Genomic DNA, 20,915 nt, shown 5'->3' on the forward strand with positions numbered 1-20,915 from the left:
TCAACTCGGCCTTCGGCCGCCCAGTACGCGCCACAGACCAAGCCTATACATCTGAACAGAATTCCTGACTCAGAAGACTAGGGCGTGTTTCGAAAATCCCGCCTGCTCGGCGGCGCCTGGCACTTCCCCAGGCTCTCGGCTTCGCTCGAGCAGGGGAGGCCCCATCCCTCGCCACGTTGTCGGGATCGCCCCGATACATCCAGTATCGGGGCGACCCTCCGCCTTGCGATCGCACGCACCGGACGCCGCCGCGCCCGCCCTCCGGGCGGACGGCGCTACTGTCGAAACACGCCCTAGATGACCCCCTCTGGGGGCCCGCCCTGAGGCAGGCCGTCGAGCGGTCGGAGGAAGCGGCGTTCGTACCGCTTGATGCAGCGGGTGTCCCTGGCCAGCCGAAACGCTTCCTGGCACTCCGGGTCGGACGTGCTGTCCGTGCGGTACTGCTCGTACGCGGCCAGGTTGGGAAAGGAGAAGAGGGCGTAGGCGATGTCGCTGTCGCCCTCGCTGGGCAGGAAGTAGCCGTGGTGCGTTCCGCCGAAACGGTTGACGAGCCGGACCCAGCGGCGACCGTACTCCTCGAAGTCCTCGATCTTGTCCGCGTCGATCTCGTACTTCAGGTGAATGGTGATCATGCCCGCATGATGCCGTGTGCCGGTTCGGACCTCGTGAGCCGGGGTGGCCGGGCCAAGTGACACCTATCGAACGCCCTCCTTCGCCGGGTCCCAGGCCGCCGAGCACAGGGACTCGGCCACGGCAGCCGTGTAGCGGGCGGCGGCCAGCCAGTGGATGGCGAAGCCGTCGATGTCGGCAGGGAGCAGGCGGCCGAACAGATCGCGGTCGCGTCGGGCCGCCGATGCACACAGGGCGGTGAGGAGCCCGGCGGCCGTGGGGAGACCCGCGCGGCGGATCCGGCGGGCCTCGGCGGTGACGTCGCCGAGCACGCCGAGAGCGGCGCGGCCCGCCGGGACCGTCTGTTCCACCCGACGCTCCAGGAGGTACAGGGGCGAGTGCGCGCCGGCCCCTCTGGGCCGGGGCGGAGCCGGGTGCACGGGGGCGTTCGGGTCCGGGAGGTCCGCACGGCGCAGGCGGTCGAAGCCGAGGTCGATCGTGCCCTCGCCGGAGGGGTGCGAGCAGGCGAGGAGGGTGAGCCGGGGATGAGGGGCGGGCACCAGGCGGCCGATGACCCTCAGCCGTGTCCCCGGTGCCGTGGCCAGCAGCATCACGTTGTCGCGGTGGGCCAGCGCGGGGTCGTCGTCGGCGACGGTGAGCCGGACGTGACCGCCTCCCTCGCACCGGGCGAGCAGGCAGGAGCCACCCGACTCCTGTACCGCGCCGAGGATTTCGACCTCCAGGAAGAGCAGGTCGCTGCCGCCGCCGTCGGGGTCCGCGTAGCGCGAGACGGACCCCAGGGCACGGGCGGCCTGTTCGGACGGCGGCGTCTCCCACAAGGCCGCGAGCGGCGGCTCCGTCCACGCCGCACCCCTGGCGGTTACGGCCTTGACGCTCTTCCCCGCTCCCAGCCTGCCGTCCGGCGAGACCGTCGCCCCGGCGACCGCCAGGCCGGCCCGGCCCAACTCCCGATGGGTGAGCGCGCTGTCCCCCAGGCGCACGGCGCGGTCGGCCACGCCCAGGGCGCGCCCGACGCCTCCGGGCGCCACGTCGCCGACCGTGAAGAGGCGGCCGTCGGATCCGGCGACCCAGGTGCGGACGCCGCCGTGACCCGAGTCGGTGACCACGGGTTCGGTGAACAGGCCGTACAGGCGCAGCGAACCGTCCGGGCTGTACGGACGGCGCGCGCGGCCCCGGACGGCGGCCAGCTCCGCCCCGGACGCCGTCCTGGCTCGGTGTGCGGTCCCCAGGAGTTCGGCCAGGGCCGTGACGAGATCGGCGGTGCGGTAGGCCGGGTCGCCGACGCGGGCCGCGCGCAGCAGCGTGACGACGGACAGCGCGGCGCCCGCGGCACGCGGCAGCTGCCGGAGCCGGGCGGTGTGCGCGGCGCGGAGGAGGGCCGACTGGGCGACGGCACCGGCCCCGTCGACGCCGGCCTCCAGCACGGCGGCGCCCGCCGCCCACAGCGCCTCGGCGGCGGCAAGCTGATCCGGGCTCGCCAGCTCGGGCGGGGAGGCGGCTTCGGGGGCGGGGTCGGGGTCGGCTACGAAGGCGGGGTCGGTCGCGGAGGCGGGGTCCGTCACCGAGGCGGGGTCCGTTACGGAGGCGGGTTCGGGGGCCGCCGCGGGGGGCTGGTCGGCGGGCTCCGGGGGCGGGTCCGCCGCGGGGGCGGCGCAGGCGGCGGCCGCGCGGTGGACGCACGCCGGGGCGAGAAGGCATCCGCAGGTGATGGCGTCCGTCGTCGCCACCACGCCGCTCGGAGCGTGCAGGCGCAGCTCGGTCTCGTCGTCGACCTCGATCGTCACCGTGTCCGCGTCGCGGCGCGTCGGGCGGGCGCCGAGCTTGGTGACCGCCGCGTCCAGCCGCTTGCGCAGCCGCGGCGAGAGGTTCTCCACGAGCGTGGCCGTGACCTCCGGCGCGACGGGTGGCAACCGATCCTCGTTCATGCGGTCTTCTCCCCTATCCAACGGGCCAGTTCGAGTGGGCTGAGGGCTGCCACGGGCATGCCGGCGGCCACGAGCTGCCCGGCGACGCCGGTCGAGTAGCGGGGCCGGCCGGCGTCGTCGAGGCTCGCGCACCCGAGGACATGACAGCCGGTGTTCACGAGAGCCCGCACCTCGGCCAGCAGTCCGGCGAGCGGCGCACCCTCCTCGAAGTCGCTGATGACGACGACGAGGGTGCGGCTGGGCACCTCGATCAGGCTGCGGGCGTGCCGCAGCCCGGCGGCGATGTGCGTGCCCCCGCCCACGCTCACCTCCAGCAGGAGGGAGAGGGGATCGTGCACATGACCGGTGAGGTCGACGACCTCCGTGGAGAAGGCCAGGAAATGGGTGCTCAGAGTCGGCACCCCGGCGAGCACGGAGGCGGTCAGCGCGGACCAGATCGTGGACGACTCCATGGATCCGGAGACATCGGTGACCAGGATCAGGCGCCAGTCGGCCGACCGGCGGGCGCGACTGCGGAACACCGGCTTCTCCGGGACCACCTGGATCGTTCCGTCGGCCGTCCGGCGGGCGGTGGCCAGGTTGGCGCGCAGGGTGCGCGGCAGGTCCAGCCTCCCGCCGGGGCGGCGGGTGGGCCGGGCCGACATCGTGCCGGTGAGGGCGGGGCGCAGCCGGGTGGCGAGCTGCCGGGTCAGTTCGTCGACCAGGTGGCGGACCAGGGGCCGGAGCGCCGCGAGACGGGCTTCGGGGAGCCCGCCCGCGTACCGCAGGATCGTCCGGAGCAGTTCCACGGAGGGAGTCGCGGCCGCCGGGTCGAGTTCGGCGAGGACGTCCTGCCGTCCTGTCACGGCCGCGGCGGCGAGGACCTCCTCGCGGACGCCGGGGCCGAACAGCGCGGCCAGTTCCTCGGACCACTCGCGGACGCCGGGGAACGACGGCTCCCGGCCGCCGCGCGGTCCGGAGCCACCCCGACCGGGCAGACCGCCACGGGCCCCCTCGCCGTGCCCCGCGCCGTAGAGCTCGTCCAGAGCGGTCGCCAGGCGGGCGGCCCCGGAGGGCAGTTGGTCGGCACGGCGGCCGAGTACGAGCCGCCAGCGGTCGGCGGGCGCGAGCGTACGCGCGGGGGCCGAATCGACGGAGCGCCCGGGCGCGGGTGCCGCCTCGGTGAAGGGGGCGGGTGCCGCCTCGGTGTCGGGTACGGCGGTGGGGCGGCCGGGCTGCGGTGGGATCCGGTCGTCCTGCGCGGGTGGGGGGACGGGCAGGCCGAGGCCGGTCAGGAGTTCGCGGGCCGCGAGGTCGGCCGCCGTCCGGCGGGCCAGCTCGCCCGGGTCGTCCGCGTCGAGGGTGGCCACCCGTTCGCCGAGCCGCTCCTCGACGGTGTCCAGCAGGCGGTCCCGGGCGGCCGGGCTCAGGGTGTCGAAGCCACCCCGCAGGGCAGGCAGCCGGGCCAGGAACGCGGTGTCGTCCAGCTCGACGACCCGGTGCAGCAGCGGGTCCAGGGCACCTGCGCCAACGGTCAGGAGCGGGCCCGCCACCGTCAGGACACCGGTGAGGCGGGCGGTGAGCGCGGCCCTGGAAACGCTGTCCACGGCTCCGTCCACCCAGGAGGCCACGCGCCCCCCGAAGGAATCCGCCTCTTCCTGGCCCGTGAGCACCCTGACCGCTCCGGCTGCGGCGGCGATCAACGGGGTGCCGTCGGCGGCCAGTCGGGCGAGGGCGTCGGTGAGCCGGATGCCGCCCACCCGGTCGGCCCGCTGGGCCAGTTCGAGCAGCGCCCGGGCGTCCTCGGGGTCGTCGGAGCCGGTCAGGCCGTCGACCTGACGTACCGCGGCCGAGGTCAGGAGTTCGGCCGCGTGCGCGGTGCGGGCGGCACGCGCGGTGGCGTCCGGCGCGGGGGATCCGTCCGGCGCGGCCAGGCCCGGCAGGTGGCCGGCGTCGACGCGGTCCAGCAGGTCGAGCCCGGCGAGGAGTTCGGGAAGGGTACCGCTCGCGGGGAGCACGGCGGCGAGTTCCGCCAGGCGTTCGTCGGCCAGGGCGGGGAGCCCGCACTCGGCGGCCTCCGCGAGGCCGCCGACGACCTGGGCGGCCGTCGGGCCGCCCTCGGCGCGCTCGGCCGCGAGCCGCCGGCGCAGCACGCCCTCGGCCGCCTGGGCCGGGGTGACGCCGCGGACCCCGGCCGCGGTGAGCATCGCGGCCGTCGCCGGGGTCCACCGCACCTGCCAGCGCGTCGTGAGCCCTTCGCCGCCCGCCGCGCCGGACACCCCCTGCTCCTGCGCGTAGGGGATGCCGCACACCCTCAGCCTGCGCAGCAGCAGCTCGCGGCGTCGGTCCAGGGTGGAGCGCGCCGGGTCGAGCCGGAGGTCGCACGGTGTCTTCTCGTGCGCGTCCTCCGGCCCGGGAAGCGCGAGCGCCGCGGTCTCGGCCTCCACGGCGGGGGCCAGTCCGCTGCGCGGAGCGGCGGGGGCGGGCCGACCGGTGCGGGCTCCGACCAGTACGCGTTCGAGGGCGTGGGCGACGGCGCGGCCCGTGCCGTAGGTCTCGCCGCGCCCGAGCACCGTCTGTACGGCCTCCAGGAGTTCACCGCGGCCCGGGGCGGGAAGGCCACGCAGGCGGGCCAGGTCGGCGGCCACCCGGACGACCTCCCGGCCGTCCGCCGGGCCGTACGGGTGGCCCTGTTCACGCAGGGCTGCGCAGACGCGGACCGCGGTGCGGATCAGCGCCTCGTGCAGCGCCGCCGGATCCCCGGCGGCGTCCAGGACGGTGTGCTGCCACTCCGGGTCCCGGATGCCGGCCGGGTAACCGGAGCGCGAGTCGAGCAGCGGGTAGGTGTACGGGACCAGGGAGACCGTGCACTCCGTCGCCCCGGTGGTCCCGTGCGTGTGGCTGTCCGTACCCGACCCGGGCGCGGCGGTGCGTTCCGGCACCGCTGGTGCTTCCGGTGCGTCCGGCGCCTCGGTCCCGCCCGGCGCGGGACCTCCGATGGCCTCGGCGGCGGACGGCAGCAGCGCCGGGGCGTGGAAGGCTCCCACCACCACGGCCGGCCGACGCCCGCTCGCCAGGGCCTCGGCGACATGGCGGCGCATGCACGCCTCGCGCACCAGATCCGTGCCCTGCACGCCGCCCCGCGCCTCGGTCTCGTAACGCAGCGCCCAGCCGGTGAGCAGGGCGGCGCGGCGGAGCGCCTCGGGTGTCGAACCGGGTGCGAGGGCCTCCACCAGCCGGTCCCACAGGTCGTCGCCGTCCCGCCCGGTGAGCCGCGACCGGAGCGCGGCGGACAGCCCGCGCCCCTCCCCCGGCCCGGGTACGGAGTCGGCCCCGGGCAGGGGTGCGGTGGCGTCGGGGCCGCCCTCCGCCCACGCCCGGTCGGCCAGCGGCAGATCGCAGGCCACCGCCGGGACTCCGTTCCTCGCCGCCCAGCGCAGAGCGACCAGCTCCGGCGAGAAGTCTGCGAACGGGTAGAAGGCCGGCCCCCGTTCGCCTGCCGAGCCGGGTCCGGGCCCGGCGGCGGGTACGGCGGCCAGTGCCACCGGGGCCTCGGTCTCCTCGTGGGCGAGCCAGCCCAGCCACGGCTGGAACTCGGCGGGCAGCTCGACGAGGAGGACGTCGGGGGCCGCCGCGTCCAGCAGCGCCGGGAGGGCGGCCGCCAGTGAGGGCGCGTGGTGGCGCACCCCGATCAGGAACGGCAGCCCCGGGCCGGTCGCCGCGAGGGCCGCCACAGCGGCTTCCGAGATGACGGGACCGGCTTCCGGGGAGACGGGGCCTGCCGCCGAGACGGCAGGCCCGACTTCCTGGGCGGCGGGCCCGGCCGTCGGTCCCTGCTCCCAAGAGGCGGCCGACGCGTCGGCGGTGGGTGCCACCTCCGCGGTGGGCACCGCCTCCGTGGTGGACCGTGTCCCGGGGATGGTCGATTCGCTCATCCGTCAGCTCTCCAGCACCGCGCGCAGGTCCCACAGGGCACGCCAGGTGGCAGCCCCCTGCTCTGCGCGCCTGCGTACCGGCCCGTCCCAGTAGCCCAGCAGCCGTGCCGCGTCGGCGGGGTCGTCCTTTCGGACGACGCCGAGAAGATGGCCGGGCAGGAGGGAGAGCACGTCCCGGTCGCCGGGGAAGTAGGCGGCGGCCAGGCCCAGGGAGCCCGCGACGGAGACCGCCTCCGCCGTGCTCATCACCGTGGAGGGACGCTCGACCTCCCAGCCCTCCGCGGAGCGGCCCTCGCGGAGGTCCCGGAAGGCGGTGACCAGGGCTTCGAGGACCGCGTCGTCCACCTGGTAGGCCGCGCCCACCCGTTCGACGGCTGCCCGCGACTGGCGCCGTACGAGCGCGGTCTCGGCGTCCACGTCCCCGATGGGGCCCACGGTCTCGAAGTTGAAGCGCCGCTTCAGCGCGGCGGACATCTCCGAGACGCCCTTGTCCCGCAGGTTGGCGGTGGCGATGAGCGTGAATCCGGGCGCCGCGTGCACCTGGGCGCCCTCGCCGCCCGCGAGTTCGGGAACCGCGATCCGCCGCTCGGAGAGCAGCGACACGAGTGCGTCCTGGACCTCCGGCAGGCAGCGGGTGACCTCCTCGACGCGGGCGACGGCCCCCCGGGTCATGGCGGCGAGTACCGGAGAGGGCACCATGGCCTGCTCGGTGGGTCCCTGGGCGAGCAGCAACGCGTAGTTCCAGCCGTACTTGAGCTGGTCCTCGGTGGTGCCCGCGGTCCCCTGCACGGTGAGCGCGCTGGTCCCGCAGACGGCCGCCGACAGCAGTTCGGAGAGCATCGACTTGGCGGTGCCCGGTTCCCCCACGAGGAGGAGTCCGCGCTCCCCGGCGAGGGTGACCACGCACCGTTCGACCAGGGCGCGTTCGCCGACGAACTTCTGCTCGATCACCAGGCGGCGCGGCACCCCGGCTCCGGGCCCGGCGCCCTTGGGCAGGCCCAGTGTCTCGCCCGCGCTGCCCGTCACGAAGGTGACGACGGCGCGCGGGGTGAGCAGCCAGCCGGGCGGGCGGGGCCCGGGGTCGTGGGCGGCGAGGAAGGCCAGCTCGGTGGCGTACCGGTCCTCGGGGAGCGTGATCTGGCGGTGCTCCCGGCCGGGCGCCGTCGCCCGGCCCGGCACGGCGCCCGTGGTGGTGCTGTCCGTGCTGGTCGTGGTGCTGGTCGTGGTGTCGTTCGTCATCGGCGGCGGCCCTTCCGGGTTGTGCGGGTGTCCAGTTCTTCGAAGGCGGGGGCGTCGCCGCCGCGGACCCGTGCCCAGGCGGCTGCGAACAGCGCGGACACCGGGAGGTGGGGCAGGGTCCGGGCGGACCCTGCCACGGGGTACAGGCGTTCCTTCCAGGTCTCCAGCGGCAGTCCGGGGGTGCCGCGTTCCAGCCAGCCGCAGGGGAGGAACAGGGTGCGGCCCGCGCGGGAGCGCTTCGCCTCCACGACGAGTTCGGTGGCGGCGAGTTCCGCCCGGGCCTTCTTGATCCGTGCGGGCTTCCACTCGGTCCAGCGGACGCAGTTGCGGTCCGTGGGATCGGGCAGTGCGAGCAGCATCAGATAGAGGGCTGCGGCGTCCGCGCCCAGGCCGAGGGCGTCGGCTGCCTCGGCCACCAGCTCCGGCACCGTCCGCGTCGGGTCCTGGGCCGGGTGGGGTGGGGCGCCGTCCGGGGCGCCCGAGGAGGCCAAGGCGTCGGCCTCCTCACCCAGCAGTGCGCGCAGGGCGAGCAGATCGCCGGTGCCGTGACTGGCGACGGTGCCCTCGACCAGGCCGAACGCCGGGTCGTCGGGGCCTGCCAGGCCCGCCGGGCGGATCAGCAGCTTCTCGTTGTTGCCGTAGCCGGGGGCGAGGAGCAGCGCCGCGCCGGCCCGGACCAGTCCGTCGGCTTCGGCGCCGCCGGACTCGGGGAGCCCGTGGGCGGCGCGGACCGTGGCGCCGATCGGGCCTCCCGACTCGGTCCAGTGCAGACCGAGGTCCAGCACCAGGTCCGGGTCGGCGAGGCGGTCGCGCAGGGCCGCGAGCCCGATGGGCAGGTGCGCCCGCAGAGGGTGCCCGTACGGCAGCGCGTAGGCGAGGGTGGACAGAGCGGTCAGGGCGGAGGCGACCGTCCCGCGTGCGCCCGCCACGCGCAGGCCCGGGCGACCGGTGCCGTCCTGGACGGCGGTGCCGTGGGCGAGCCAGGTCCGGGAGGCGGCGTTGAGGACCAGGTCGATTGCGCCCGAGGTGGCGCCCGAGAGGTCGAGGTCCAGTTCTTCGGGGACGCGTACGAGGGAGGCCAGGCGCTCCTGCCAGACCTCGGCGGCGGCGCGGATGTCGGGGCCCGCGGACCACAGCTCGGCAGGGTCCTCGGGCAGCAGCGCCCGGAGCAGGGCGTGCCGGTCGTCGCGCGGCAGGGCGTCCAGCCTCGCCTGCGCCTCCTCGAAGACACGTGTCTTCGCGCCGAGCAGCGCGAGCGCCTCGGCGCCGGTCTCCTGGACGGCTGCCGACAGCAGGGCGGTGGACTGGAGGGAACCGATTCCGGTGGCCGTGTGGAACGCCTCGGCGGCCTCCGGGCGCCAGGGCGCCGGGCCCTGCTCCCGTACGAGGGCGGTGAGCTGGGTGAGCCGGTCGCGGGCGATGCCCTGCCGGTGAACGCGCTCGCGGTCCAGGGTGAAGCCGGGGACGGGACCGAAGGCGCCGCTCGGGTCGTGGTCCAGAGCGATCCAGCAGGCCGCGTCGTCCCGGGTGTTCCGGCCGCGGTCGGCGAGGACAACGACCGTCCGGGCGCCCTTGCGGAGCACCTGGCCGAGGCGGTGCACGGCCTCGGGACGGCCGCGCCCGGGAGCCACTCCGCCGAGCGGCTCGACGAGATCCACCAGCCTGACCGTGCCCGCCGGGTCGGCCAGCGGGCCCGCGGCGAGGGCTTCCAGCAGGACGAGGAGGCCGGTGCGGTGTTCGGGGGAGGTGGCCGCCGAGGCCGCCCGGTAGGCCAGTTCGGGCAGCTTGTCGAGGACGGAGGTCCAGGTGAGGGAGTCGCCGGGCACGGTGTACTCGTCACGCTGCCAGCCGTCCACAGAGGTGAACGGGACCTTCGACGGCGTGGGCGGGCCGAACGCCGGCTCACCGCCGAGGACATGGTTGACGGCGAGGATCTGCCGGATCGCGGTCCACCGCTTCCCGCCTCCCCACCAGGTGCCGTGCATCCGCTCGGATCCCCAGGCGGAGGCGTCCCGCAGCGTCGTGTCGTCGCCGTGCTCGGGCTCGTGGTCGAAGAACATGCCCTTGGTGCGCGCGGTGTCCCGGGGGGTGGCCGGCTGCACGGGCTCGGGCGGTTCCACGTACCGGGCGGCGGAGACGGCCCGGTCCACCGCATCGCGGACGAGCGCGGTGACGCCCGCGAGGAGCCGGGCGTCGGACACCTCGGGCAGCACCCGGGCGGCGGCCTCCTCGGTCAGCTCCCGCGAGGAGGGCCCGGTGTACTCCTCGACGGCCCGGAACGCCTCCAGGTGCCGGACGACCGCGGCGGCGACCTCGTTGAACAGTTCCTCCGCCCGGGAGTCCGTCAGGTTCCGCAGGGCCATGGAGCCCCGCTCGTCCCTCGGGCGCAGGGCGTGCCAGTAGGAGACGGGAGGCACATAGGGAGTGCCCGCCGCGTCGTTCCCGCCGGAGGAGTCGGTGGTGACGGACCACAGCCTGCCGCCGGTGCCGTCGGTGTCCGCCGGGTGCGCCTCCACGGAGCGGTGGTTCAGGGCCGCGATCAGCCGTGACCCGCCGGGCAGGGCGAGGGCGCCGAGCGGCACCGGGGAGCCCCCGCCGGGCAGCGGGTGCGGCAGGGTGACCGTGTGGCCGTCCGGGGTGCCGGCGACGGTGCGGTGCCCGTCGGCGGGGGCGGCCGTGCCGGGCTCGGTGACCGTGCGACGGACCCAGCGGCCGAGAACCGTGCCGTCCGTGCCGAACGGGGTGGTCTCCAGGCCGGGCTGGAGGGGCAGCACCTGGCAGTGCTCGGCGAGCAGCCGGGCGCCGTCCCGCACGCCTGAGCGGAGGAAGGCCGGGAGGGACGCGCGGCCGTGCGTGCCGCCGACCGGGTCGTACTCCAGCCACACCCGCTGCGTGCCCTGGTGGCCCTCGCGCCAGTGGCCGGTGCCGTCGGAGATGACGGCGCGCTGAGGCGGGAGGGAGGTGTCTCCCGCGTGCAGGGCCTTGCCGCCCGTGGCGCGGCCGCCGCCGGGCAGCGGCAGGCAGACCTCGTCCGAGGGGCCGGAGCCGCCCCAGCGCGGGAGCTGTTCGCCGCCGACGGGGAACACCTCGGCGGGGCGGTGCGACCAGTATCCGCGCTGCTTGCCGTCCTCCCACCAGATGACCAGCAACTCGCCGTCGACGTACCGCAGGGCGATCGTCCGCCAGTGGTCGATGCCGGCGGGGAGTCGCAGAGTGTGCCGCAGCAGGACACCTTCCGGGCCGATGACGACGGCCCGCTCCACGGTGTTGAGGATCAGTGCGGGCCAGGCGCCGGTGACGCCGGCGGTCTCCCGCCTGTTGTGTCGCTGACGCCCGGCGGCCGCGGCCTCGGCGGCCAGTTCGGCGTAGGTCTCGTCGAGCGCGGGCCAGCCCAACTCGTCGAGGACGCCGGCGCGCAGGGTGGCGGCGAGCAGCGGCACGACGTCGTGGCCCTCGATGAGTCGTACGGCCTCCGGGGCGACGTCCGCGACCACGGAACCGAACGACGAGAGCCTGTTGAGAGCGGCGCGCAGCCCGGGGAGCCCTCGCGCGGCCGCGTACTCCTCGGCGCGGGCGGTCAGCCACTCCCGCAGGACGACGGAGAGCACCGGGTGCGCCGCGACCTTCGCCAGGCCGGCGTCGCTCAGCCGCTGGCGGTGTCCGTCGCCGAGGTTCCCTATGTTCCGGCTCAGCAGGGCGCGGAAGAACGGGCGCTCGGCGACGGCGGTGAGATCCCGCGCGCCGGGCGTGGTGTCGGTGAGCCACGGGCCGATCGGGAATCCGAGGGACCGCGCGGTCCCCGCGTCCTGGTCGTCCGGCTCGGCGACGGGGATGCCGGAGGCCAGGCAGAGGTCGAGGAGGTCCAGGTCGGCGGTGCGCTGCCAGCGGCCCTGGAACAGTTCGACGGGGTGCCCGTCGGCGCGCAGCCGGTCCGCCATCCGGGCGACCAGGCCGAGGGTCCCCGGGCAGCGGCCCGAGGTGACCCGGCTGCGCCCGCGGTGTGCCTCCCAGCGTGCGAGCCAGTCCGCCGGGGAGACGGACGGCGCGGCGGGGGCGGCGGAGTCGGAGGCCGGGTCGCCGGAGGTGTCCGGGAGGGCGGTCAGCAGCTCGTCCGCGCCGGACTCGGCCAGCAGGGCGAGCCAGCCCGGTGCGCCGTCCGCGTCCCGGCCGCTCTCGCCGAAGGTCTCCGGGAAGAAGCCGAGGAGCCGGGCCTTCACGGCCGCGTCCCGTCGCGCGAGGTCGATGAGCGAGGAGCGATAGGTCTCCCAGAAGGAGGCGGGGGCGCGGACGACTCCCGGCGAGCCGATCAGATCGGCCACCAGCTCGCGTTCGGCGGCCTCGCGGTCCAGCCCGGCGGCCTTGACCAGCGCACGCACGTCCTGCGGCAGAGCCGCGTACGGCGGCATGCCGGCCGCGCAGCGCTCGACCAGCAGACGGCGGAACTGCGCCCAGGCGTCCGCCGGGGCGAGCCGCGCCACCAGGTCCCGTACGTACTGCCGGAGCGCCTTGACGGTCAGCGCGCCGACGAGGGCGAACTCCAGGAAGACGGCCCGCTGCCGCTCCTCGTCCACGACCAGCCCGTGGACCCGCTCGGCTTCGCGGGCCTTGCCGAAGAAGGAGGCGGCGTAGGTGGGGTTCTCTGCCTGGAGGAAGAGACGTGCCACCTGCTCGTAGTAGGTGGGAAGGAAGTGGGGCACGGCCCGGCCGAGCCGGGCGCCGAGTGCGTCGAAGCCCTCCTTGGCCGCTCCGGCACGGCCCTTGGCCTGCCGGCCCAGCCGCTCGATGTCCTTGACCAGGGCCAGGGCGTGGTGCCCGTTGGCCGGGTCGTTGACCAGCGCCCAGGCCGGGAAGCCCAGCGTCTCGCGGCGCACCTGACCCACGACGGGGGCCTCGGCGGTCCGGGCCAGCCCGAGGAACTCCAGGGCCAGGTCCTCGGCTTCTCCGAGCGTGCCGGGCACGAGCCGGATCACGGGGCGGTCGCCGAGGGCGGTGTGCGTGTAGGTGCGGGCGGTCAGCGCGTCGGCGTCGTCCCGGTCGGTGGTGCCGGCGGGGAGGACCGCGCCCGCGTCCAGCAGGGCCGTCGCGCGGGCCTCGGCCGCGGAGCCGGAGGTGCTCTGGTCCCGGACCTGGCCGGGAAGGACCGCCGCGTCCGCAGCCGTCGTGTTCGCGTGCGCTGCCGCCGTGTTCGCGTCAGTGTTCGTCGTCGTGATGCTCATGCCGCCCGCTCCTCGTCCTCGACGTCGCGGCCGGCGTAGAGCGCCGCCGCCATCCGCATGCCCTCCGACCACGCCACGGGGCCGACCTCGGCAACCGTCAGCGCACGCCCCGAGGGGTCGGTCCAGCCCAGGGGGCCCGTCTCGGTGCCGTACTCGTCGTATCCGTCGTGCTCGCCGATCCAGATGCGCGCCTCGGCGGTGGCGCCGTCCTCGACCACCGGGCAGACCGCGTAACCCCCGCGGGACCGGTACCCGAGCTGAGTGACGCGGCCGTGCAGGAAGCGCAGTTCCTTGAACACGCCGCCGGCGTAGGTATCCACGGAAGTGGTCTCCGGGGCGAGGCCCGGCGGGCGGTGCCACACCTCGCGGAACAGCTGCTCCACGTTCTGGCCCACCCCCAGTTCGACCGCGAACTCCCGCAACTCGTCGAGGTCGTCGAGGAGGACCGGGTGGGGCACGCTGACCACGTCGGGGGTGATGCGGACCGTGTCACCGTCCAGGTCGACGAGGCCGAGACCACGCTCGGAATCGACATCGCGCAGGAACCCCGCGACCCCGCCGCCGGCGCCGGTGACGACCACGTCCCGCAGGGCCGCCTGCCACGCCGGGTCGGGCCAGACCCGGGCGAGCACGGCCGTGGGAACGGGCAGCGAACGCACCATCCACTGCTCGACGTCGGTCAGGCACCGACGTTCGTGCCGCTCCAGCCACTCGGTCAACTGCCGGAGACCGACGACCGCCGGGTCGTCCTTCAACTTGGCCGGAACGGACTTCAGCCGCCGCCCCTTCCCGTTGCGGCAGACCACCTTGCCCGACTCCAGGGCGACTTCGTAGTCGCCTGCCGACACCCACCCCATGCGCTGTTCTCCCCTGTTTTCCGAACGGCCGCCGAACCGGTGGCACGCTGATGAGACCCGTCGACGGCGACACGCCGTGACGAGTGGGAGAGACTCTAAGCGGCCCCAGTGACAATGCGTTCGGACGCCCTCCGCATCGCCCCCGCGACCCGGGTCCCAGAAGGGCTCCTGTCGTGCCCGCAGCCGGGCCGAGGGCGCCGAGAACCTCGCCACTTCGGCCCGGACTCCCGCGCCGGAGTGGCCCTGAAGCCGGCGCCGAAGTGGCTCTGAAGCCCGCCCGGGGGAAACGGAACCGGCCAAGAGCTCGTACGCTTGCCCGGTGCCCCAGGATTCCGGCCCGAACGGCCCCGAAGAACCGCTGACGACCGGCTCGGTGACACGCATCGTGCTGCGCCCGATCGCCAGCCCGCTACCGCTGGGCTTCTTCGCCCTCGGCATGGGGAGCACAGTCCTGTCCTCCCTGCAACTCGGCTGGGTACCGGCCGCGCAGAGCAGCATCCTTCTGCTCCTCGTCCTCATCTTCGTGGTGCCGCTCCAGCTTGTCGGCGGGATCTTCGCCTTCCTGGCCCGCGACGCCGGCGCCGGCACGGCGCTGTTGCTGCTCGGTGCCGCCTGGGCGGGTACGAGCGTGACGTCGCTGGACTCCCCGCCCGGCAAGCCGGTAGTGGCCCAGGCCGTCTTCCTCCTGGCGCTCGTCCCGTTCGTGCTCGCGCTCGCCGGGGCCGCCGCGCAGTCCAAGCCACTGTTCGCCGTCCTGCTCGTCCTCACCGCGGTGCGTTTCGCCCTCACAGGCCTCTACGAGGCGGGCCTCGGGAACACCTTCCAGATCGCGGCGGGCTGGACCGGCCTCGGCATCGGGGTCTTCGCGCTCTACGGCGGGCTCGCCCTGCTCGTCGAGGACGGCAAACAACGCACCGTGCTGCCACTCTTCCGCCGCGGCAAGGCACGCGAGTCCATCGAGGGCGATCTGCGCGAACAGCTCACCGAGGCCCAGCAGGAGGCCGGTGTCCGCCACCAGCTGTGACCCCGGTGTCGCACGCGGTGCGGATACGCACGCCGTTCGTCGCTATCGGGGGCAGACAGGGTCGGTTCGCATTCCTCGGAGGTACCGGGAGCGTTCCTCCTGGGTGAAGTCCCGGCGGAGGGCCCGGCAGATCTGATCGATCGATTCCGCTGTGCCGGGACGAGCCGTGGTCCGGAGTCCCACCGTGCTGTCCTGATGCCCGGAGGCCACGGTCTTCCCGTCCGGACCGCACGTCGGCGACACCACCTCGCTCGTCCGACTGGTCAGTGGCACGCTTCGCCGCCGGCCAGAAGCCGGATCCCACGACGTTGCCTCACCATCCCTGTTCGTCGCCGCCAACGAACGTCCGTCGGGGCTGAACACCAATCCCCTCACCCGTTCGCCTGATCCGGTCGGCAGCTCGCCCCGCTGTTCTCCGGATAGCAGGTCCCACAGTCGTACCGTGCCGTCCTCGCTGCCCGCGATCACATGGAGCAGGACGTGCACGGTGCAGCGCTCTCCGCGTGAGAGCACGGCACGCAAGCTCGTCCAGCAGAAGGGCACCGGACGTGGAACCGGCTTCCCGCGCCCCTCTCGCCGGTGACCCGCTGCGCCCGGCCGCCGCGCGACGGCCGATGGCCGCTCACTCCGCGTCCACACCACGCCCGGGTGACCGACGCGGGCGGCGGGGTGCTGCGGCCCGTGAGTATCAAGGGGTGCGTTCGACGACGCGGTCGGCCCGGGTTGTTGTGTAGCGCACCTGTGCCAGCAGGGTGTCGCCCGAGGCGGGCGGCGACAGGTCGTCGGGCAGGAAGAGGACCGACTCGTGCGCGTGGGGTGGTTCCGCGAAGGGGCGCCTCTCTCCAGCGTGGACGAACGGGGAGAGATGCCGGTCGGTTGCCGCGCGGATGGCGCCGGCGAGGTGCCGGAGACGTGGTCGCAGCCCGTGCAGGACCTGGGGGGCCCGCAGCCCGATGCCGTGCGACGTCCCGCCGGCGACGACGACCAGGTGCCCCTTCGACCTGGCCCTCTCCTGTGCCGTGCCGAAGCGTTCCCCGGCGTCCACGGGTCTCACTTCGAGGACCGTGGAACGGTACTCGGTGACGTCTCGGCCGCCCAGCCACAACCGCGTTCCGGTGCGCAGGCGGAAGTCCGTGTCCGGGTGGCGGTGGCGCAGCCAGGACAGTTCGTCCGCCGAGAGATGGGAGACGAACAAGGTGCGCACCGGCAGCCCAGCCGATTGCAGTCGGTCGATCCAGTCGGCGGCCTCGGTCTCGGGCCGGTACGGCCGGGGGCGGTTGATGGGAAAGTGGAGGGAGAAGCCTTCGCACCGCAGGTGCTCCATCGCCCCGCGCAGAGCGGGCAGCTCCTGCTCGGTGATCCCGTGACGCCGCATGGCGGACCGGAGCTTGACGACGGTGCGGGCGCCCGCCGGTTCGCGAGCCGCCGTCACCGTGGCAACGGTTGTCAGGACCCGGTGCGACGGCAGCACCACATCATCGGGAGCAGGACCGGGCGTCAGGACCATGATGTCCCCGTCGAAGACGTGCTGAATCTCCGCGGCTTCCCGGACGGTGCCCACGGCGATGACACCCGCGCCGAGCCGTTTCGCCTCCTGCGCGATCCGGAGCTGTCCCAGGCCGTAGCCATTGCCCTTGCAGACCGGCACGAGCCCTGGGAACTGCCGCACGACCGCTTGCTGGTGTTCCCGCCAGCGGGCGACGTCGATAGAGAGTGTCAGTGTCACAGCCGCTCCTCGTTCGCCTTCTGCTCAGTCTGCTCAGGCCCGCTCCCGCTCCTGACAGGTCCGCCCCCTGGCCGTCGCATCAGCCTGATGAAGCGGGGACCGCCACAAGATTACGGGCGGAGAGCGAAGCCACCCGACTCCGTCTTCGACATGGCGTCTTCGACAGTTGCCTCGCCCGGCACCGCACTGCGCGAACCCCCACGGCGACACTTCGCAAGCAAGGTCAGTAACCGCTGCCTGATTGGTCTTCGACGCCGTTGTCCGGTTCTCCGGTTCTCCGGTTCTCCGGTCAGGATTCGGCCTCGAATGCGAGTTCGTCGTACCGGCGCTCGGCGATCTGCTCCCGAGACCCCGAGACCCCGAGACCAGGGTGTTGCAGTCCCCGCCGAAGACCGCACTCTCCGGGATGGACACGAACAGTACGTCCCCTCGGTCCTCCAATGGGTCGTGCCAGGCAGGGGAGAAACCGCCGAGCTGGATGCCGTAGCCCCAGCGCACGGCGAGTATCGCCCTCATCTCGTCGATCAGCTCGTCCGCGAGGCGGGCCCGCTCGGCGTCCCCCTCGGCGTAGTCGACCGCTTCCGCCACACGTGACCGGTGGAGATGGCCGGGCAGGGTGGTTCCGGGTACCGCTTAGAGCGGGAACGACGCGCAAGGCTTCAGCGCGTCCGGCTCTGTCTCCCGAGGGCGGCGTTCGACGGTTTCGGTCCCCGCCGGCACGTGGATGGCGAAGCCCGCGTCCTGGTCCGTGATCTCGGCGAGGATCGCCACATGGCCGTCGGCGGGAAAGTCGATGTCGAGGACGTCGGTGGGTATGGCGGCGCAGTCTACGGTCACCAGGTGCGGCACGTACGCGGGCACGACCACATCCACCGGCAGATGGGCAGACCCGCCTGCCCGGGCGGCTGGACCGGCGTGCTTTCGCGACTCTTCCGGCAGTTGCTCGTAGAGGCAGGGGTAGACGCAGGGGCGCAGGAGGCGGACGAACGCCTCGGTCACCGGGTCGGGTATGCCAAGGGCCCGTCCGGCATCGCGGACGGTTTCGTGTGCGGTGGCGGTCATGGCCGTTACCGTGCCGTGCCCTACCGACACTCAACCGCCTGCGTCGGTGCCCCGTCCGGGGCGCCGACGCAGGCGGCTCATCTGCGCCGGGCCTCGCCTGTGGCTACAGGGCGCGGGCCAGACGGTCGGCGAGCAGTCGGGTGAAGCGGGCCGGGTCGGGCAGGTCGCCTCCCTCGGCGAGCAGTGCGCTGCCGTAGACCAGCTCGGCGACCTCCGGGAGTACGGGGTCGTCGGCGTCCGCGTTGTGTGCTGTGCGCAGGGCGGTGATCAGCGGGTGTGAGGGGTTGAGCTCCAGGATCCTCTTGACGGTGGGCATCTGCTGGCCCATGGCCCGGTACATCTTCTCCAAGGTCGGCGTCACGTCGTGGGCGTCGCCGACGATGCAGGCTGCCGAGGTGGTCAGACGTGATGACAGACGGACCTGCTTGACCTGCTCGGACAGGGCGGTGGTCAGCCAGGGCAGCAGGGCGGCGAAGTCCTCCTCGCGCTGGGCCTTGGCGGCGTCGGCTTCCTTCTCGCCGTCGGGGGACTCGCCGAGGTCGACCTGGCCCTTGGCGATGGACTGCAGCGGGTGGCCGTCGAAGGCCGGGACCCGGTCGACCCACACCTCGTCGACGGGGTCGGTGAGGATCAGGACCTCGTAGCCGTTCGCGGCGACGGCTTCCATGTGCGGGGAGTTCTCCACCATCGCGCGGCTCTCGCCGGTCAGGTAGTAGATGGTGTCCTGGCCGTCCTTCATCCGCTCGACGTACTCGCGCAGGGTGGTGGTCCTGTCGGGATCGTGGGTGGAGGCCGCCGACACCAGCTGAAGCAGGGCTTCGGTGTTGTCCGTGTCTTCGACCAGGCCTTCCTTCAGGGCTCGGCCGAACTGCTCCCACACCTTCGTGTAGCGCTCGGCGTCCTTGGACTGCATGTCCTTGAGAGCGCCGAGGACCTTCTTGACCAGGCGTCGGCGCACGCCGTGAATCTGGCGGTCGTGCTGGAGAATCTCGCGCGAGACGTTCAGGGACAGGTCATGGGCGTCCACGACGCCCTTGACGAAGCGCAGGTAGTTGGGCATGAGCGCTTCGCAGTCGTCCATGATGAACACCCGCTTGACGTACAGCTGCACGCCGGGCTTGGTATCGCGGGAGAACAGGTCGAAGGGCGCCTGCGAGGGGACGAACAGCAGCGCCTCGTACTCGAAGGTGCCTTCGGCGCGCATGTGGATCGTCTCGGCCGGGGGCAGCCAGTCGTGGCTGATCTGCTGGTAGAACTCGTTGTACTCGTCCTCGGTCACCTCGGTGCGAGGCCGGGCCCACAGGGCCTTCATCGAGTTGAGCGTGTCGGTCTCGCGGGTGATAGCGCCATCAGCGGCGGTGCGCTCGGTGGCCATGCGGATGGGCCAGCGGATGAAGTCCGAGTACTGCTTGACGATCTGACGGATCTTCGGCTCGGACAGGTAGTCGGCGCGTCCGTCCTCGTTGTCGGCCGGCTTCAGGTGCAGGGTGACCGAGGTGCCCACGGGGAGTGTGTCGACGGTCTGGATGGCGTAGGTGCCCTCGCCGTCGGACTCCCACCGGGTGCCGGTGTCGGTGCCGGCCCGCCGGGTGCGCAGGGTGACCTTGTCGGCGACCATGAAAGCCGAGTAGAAGCCGACGCCGAACTGCCCGATCAGACTCTCCGCCGTGGCGGCGTCCTGAGAGTCCTTGATCTTCTCCAGCAAGCCGGCGGTGCCGGACTTGGCGATCGTGCCGATCAGCTCCACCAGGTCGTCGCGGGTCATGCCGATCCCGTTGTCACGGACGGTCAACGTGCGGGCTTCCGCATCGACCTCCAGGGAAATGTGCAGGTCGGCGTCGGCCGGATCGGTCTCGGCGAGAGAGGAGTCGGTCAGCGATTCCAGCCGCAGCTTGTCCAGGGCGTCGGAGGCGTTGGAGATCAGCTCGCGCAGGAAGATGTCCTTGTTCGAGTAGATCGAGTGAATCACCAGCCGGAGCAACTGGCGGGTCTCCGCCTGGAATTCCAGCGTCTCGACACTGCTGCTCATGTGGATCTCTTTCTGTGGGAACGTCATGAAGGGACGTGGAGTCGGGCCGGGACGGACCATTGACCGTCACCGACGTGGTTCGGCGCGAGCCGGATCGCACCCGCATGGTGCGCCTCTGGGTGGTGGGAGTCAGTCATCTCCGGCGGCTGTGGTCGTGCGCCGGGCGTCGAGGGCATCCAGCGATGCGACAAGACCGGTGTGGCGGGCATCGAGGTAGGGGCGCATGCCGTCCAGAGGGGCGATGAGTTCGGCGGCGTCGGCGGTGCCGAGAGCAGCGTGCAGGGCGGTCTGGGCCGAGCGCGCGTCGGGCGCGAGGTGGGCGAGCGCGGTGATCTGCCCGGCGAGACAGCGCAGTTCTGCGGCGTTGGCGCGGGCCCAGCCGGCGGTGGCGCGACCGGCTGCTCTTGCCTGGCGGGTGGCCGCCACGCGCTGCTCGGCGGTGGCTCCGGCGGTGCCGGGGCGGCCTCGCAGGTAGCGGCGTTCGGCTGCCTGGCGGCTGGCGACACCGAGAGGGCGGGCGAGGTCGGCCCAGCTGGCGCCCGCGCCGCGAGCGGTTTCGATCAGGCCGGTTTCCCAACCGGCGAGATGCTCGCGCACCCGCCGCAGCAGCATCAGGGAGGCCAGCGCCTGCTCGGGGCCGGGGCCTACGGCGTCGGGGGACTCGCGCTGCGCGTCGCGCAGCGCGTCGTCCATGGCCGCAAGGGCCGCCGCGGCAGCGATGAAGGACGCCGGGCTGTGGGCGCCGGTTATGGCCGCGGACGGCTGGTCTGCTGCGTTCACGGGCCTCCCCCGTCCTGTCAGCGGGTCGATGACATCAGGATTGTCGTCCATTGGACGACGCATCGCAACGGTGTCAGTGCAGCCCATTGGCGGCCATGGCTCAAACCTGCTGGAGGTGTTCCACCATGCTGACGCGCACCGACTTCTTCCGTGAGATGGGCCGGATGGCGCAGCAGTTGACGGAACCGGGGCCCGGTCGAAGCCGTCGGCGATGCCGATGGACACCTACAGCGCTCCCGCCGGCGACGAACTGGTCGTCTGCCCCAGCGGGGCGGTGACGGTCACACGCCACGTGGACGGGGTCCCCGACCGCGTCACCCTCCGGGGGCCTGGCGGGGCCACCGTCAATCCGGCCGGGGCATGGCACGCGGTCCACATGGCGGGCCGGCGTCCATCCCGACCATCACCGCCGGCCTCGGCACCGACCACCGTCCCGGATCAGCACCCACCCGACCGCGCGCATCGGCACGCCCGGCCCGCAAGCGCCGTGACGGCACGCGTCACGGGGCCCGG

Annotated in this window: 12 protein-coding genes; 1 reads left to right on the forward strand and 11 read right to left on the reverse strand. The window is 73.6% G+C overall.

From position 1 onward, the window contains the following. Positions 1 to 293 precede the first annotated feature (293 nt). The 6 genes from ACIRJT_RS35880 to ACIRJT_RS35905 form a co-directional block, all read right to left on the reverse strand. A complete protein-coding gene (locus tag ACIRJT_RS35880; protein WP_403917973.1) occupies positions 294 to 632 on the reverse strand; it encodes an NIPSNAP family protein in 339 nt (112 codons plus the stop codon). 63 nt (positions 633 to 695) lie between these two features. Next, complete coding sequence (locus ACIRJT_RS35885) at positions 696 to 2,555, reverse strand: hypothetical protein (RefSeq protein WP_403917976.1); 1,860 nt, start codon at positions 2,553 to 2,555, stop codon at positions 696 to 698. Continuing rightward, the gene (locus ACIRJT_RS35890) at positions 2,552 to 6,469 is read right to left on the reverse strand and encodes a DUF5682 family protein (RefSeq protein WP_403917978.1); all 3,918 of its coding nucleotides are present in this window, start codon (positions 6,467 to 6,469) and stop codon (positions 2,552 to 2,554) included. The genes ACIRJT_RS35885 and ACIRJT_RS35890 overlap by 4 nt, the downstream gene beginning before the upstream one ends. Before the next feature lie 3 nt (positions 6,470 to 6,472). Further along, positions 6,473 to 7,708: an AAA family ATPase gene (locus tag ACIRJT_RS35895; RefSeq protein ID WP_403917979.1), complete on the reverse strand. Its 1,236-nt coding sequence runs from the start codon at positions 7,706 to 7,708 to the stop codon at positions 6,473 to 6,475. Further along, positions 7,705 to 12,924, reverse strand: coding sequence for a hypothetical protein (locus ACIRJT_RS35900; RefSeq protein WP_403917982.1), 5,220 nt, complete (start codon positions 12,922 to 12,924; stop codon positions 7,705 to 7,707). The genes ACIRJT_RS35895 and ACIRJT_RS35900 overlap by 4 nt, the downstream gene beginning before the upstream one ends. Next, positions 12,921 to 13,781 carry a DUF4132 domain-containing protein gene (locus ACIRJT_RS35905; protein WP_403917985.1) on the reverse strand — a complete coding sequence of 287 codons (861 nt, stop codon included), beginning with the start codon at positions 13,779 to 13,781 and terminating at the stop codon, positions 12,921 to 12,923. The genes ACIRJT_RS35900 and ACIRJT_RS35905 overlap by 4 nt, the downstream gene beginning before the upstream one ends. A gap of 319 nt (positions 13,782 to 14,100) precedes the next feature. Here ACIRJT_RS35905 and ACIRJT_RS35910 point away from each other — a divergent pair, with 319 nt between their 5' ends. Continuing rightward, positions 14,101 to 14,805 carry a GPR1/FUN34/YaaH family transporter gene (locus ACIRJT_RS35910; protein WP_403917988.1) on the forward strand — a complete coding sequence of 235 codons (705 nt, stop codon included), beginning with the start codon at positions 14,101 to 14,103 and terminating at the stop codon, positions 14,803 to 14,805. A gap of 42 nt (positions 14,806 to 14,847) precedes the next feature. On the opposite strand, the gene ACIRJT_RS35915 is transcribed toward ACIRJT_RS35910, so the two are convergent. From ACIRJT_RS35915 to ACIRJT_RS35935, 5 genes are all read right to left on the reverse strand, one after another. Beyond that, entirely contained in the window at positions 14,848 to 15,447 is a 600-nt protein-coding gene (locus tag ACIRJT_RS35915; RefSeq protein ID WP_403917990.1) for a WD40 repeat domain-containing protein, read from the reverse strand. A 46-nt stretch (positions 15,448 to 15,493) separates the two neighbouring features. Continuing rightward, positions 15,494 to 16,531 carry an alanine racemase gene (locus tag ACIRJT_RS35920; RefSeq protein ID WP_403917992.1) on the reverse strand — a complete coding sequence of 346 codons (1,038 nt, stop codon included), beginning with the start codon at positions 16,529 to 16,531 and terminating at the stop codon, positions 15,494 to 15,496. A gap of 633 nt (positions 16,532 to 17,164) precedes the next feature. Further along, entirely contained in the window at positions 17,165 to 17,593 is a 429-nt protein-coding gene (locus tag ACIRJT_RS35925) for a hypothetical protein (protein WP_403917995.1), read from the reverse strand. Between the two features lie 103 nt (positions 17,594 to 17,696). Continuing rightward, the gene (gene htpG / locus ACIRJT_RS35930) at positions 17,697 to 19,622 is read right to left on the reverse strand and encodes a molecular chaperone HtpG (RefSeq protein ID WP_403917996.1); all 1,926 of its coding nucleotides are present in this window, start codon (positions 19,620 to 19,622) and stop codon (positions 17,697 to 17,699) included. Between the two features lie 129 nt (positions 19,623 to 19,751). Continuing rightward, positions 19,752 to 20,402, reverse strand: coding sequence for a type III effector protein (locus ACIRJT_RS35935; protein WP_403917998.1), 651 nt, complete (start codon positions 20,400 to 20,402; stop codon positions 19,752 to 19,754). Positions 20,403 to 20,915 lie beyond the last annotated feature (513 nt).

Source organism: Streptomyces sp. NPDC102283 (genome assembly GCF_044766265.1).
In the GTDB taxonomy this organism is placed as follows: Bacteria; Actinomycetota; Actinomycetes; order Streptomycetales; family Streptomycetaceae; genus Streptomyces.

Excerpts from the sequence above, each read along its gene's own strand:
- ACIRJT_RS35880 (WP_403917973.1), bottom strand. The coding sequence starts at position 632 with ATGATCACCATTCACCTGAAGTACGAGATCGACGCGGACAAGATCGAG.
- ACIRJT_RS35925 (WP_403917995.1), bottom strand. The coding sequence starts at position 17,593 with ATGACCGCCACCGCACACGAAACCGTCCGCGATGCCGGACGGGCCCTT.
- ACIRJT_RS35905 (WP_403917985.1), bottom strand. The coding sequence starts at position 13,781 with ATGGGGTGGGTGTCGGCAGGCGACTACGAAGTCGCCCTGGAGTCGGGC.
- ACIRJT_RS35885 (WP_403917976.1), bottom strand. The coding sequence starts at position 2,555 with ATGAACGAGGATCGGTTGCCACCCGTCGCGCCGGAGGTCACGGCCACG.
- ACIRJT_RS35895 (WP_403917979.1), bottom strand. The coding sequence starts at position 7,708 with ATGACGAACGACACCACGACCAGCACCACGACCAGCACGGACAGCACC.
- ACIRJT_RS35900 (WP_403917982.1), bottom strand. The coding sequence starts at position 12,924 with ATGAGCATCACGACGACGAACACTGACGCGAACACGGCGGCAGCGCAC.
- htpG (WP_403917996.1), bottom strand. The coding sequence starts at position 19,622 with ATGAGCAGCAGTGTCGAGACGCTGGAATTCCAGGCGGAGACCCGCCAG.
- ACIRJT_RS35890 (WP_403917978.1), bottom strand. The coding sequence starts at position 6,469 with ATGAGCGAATCGACCATCCCCGGGACACGGTCCACCACGGAGGCGGTG.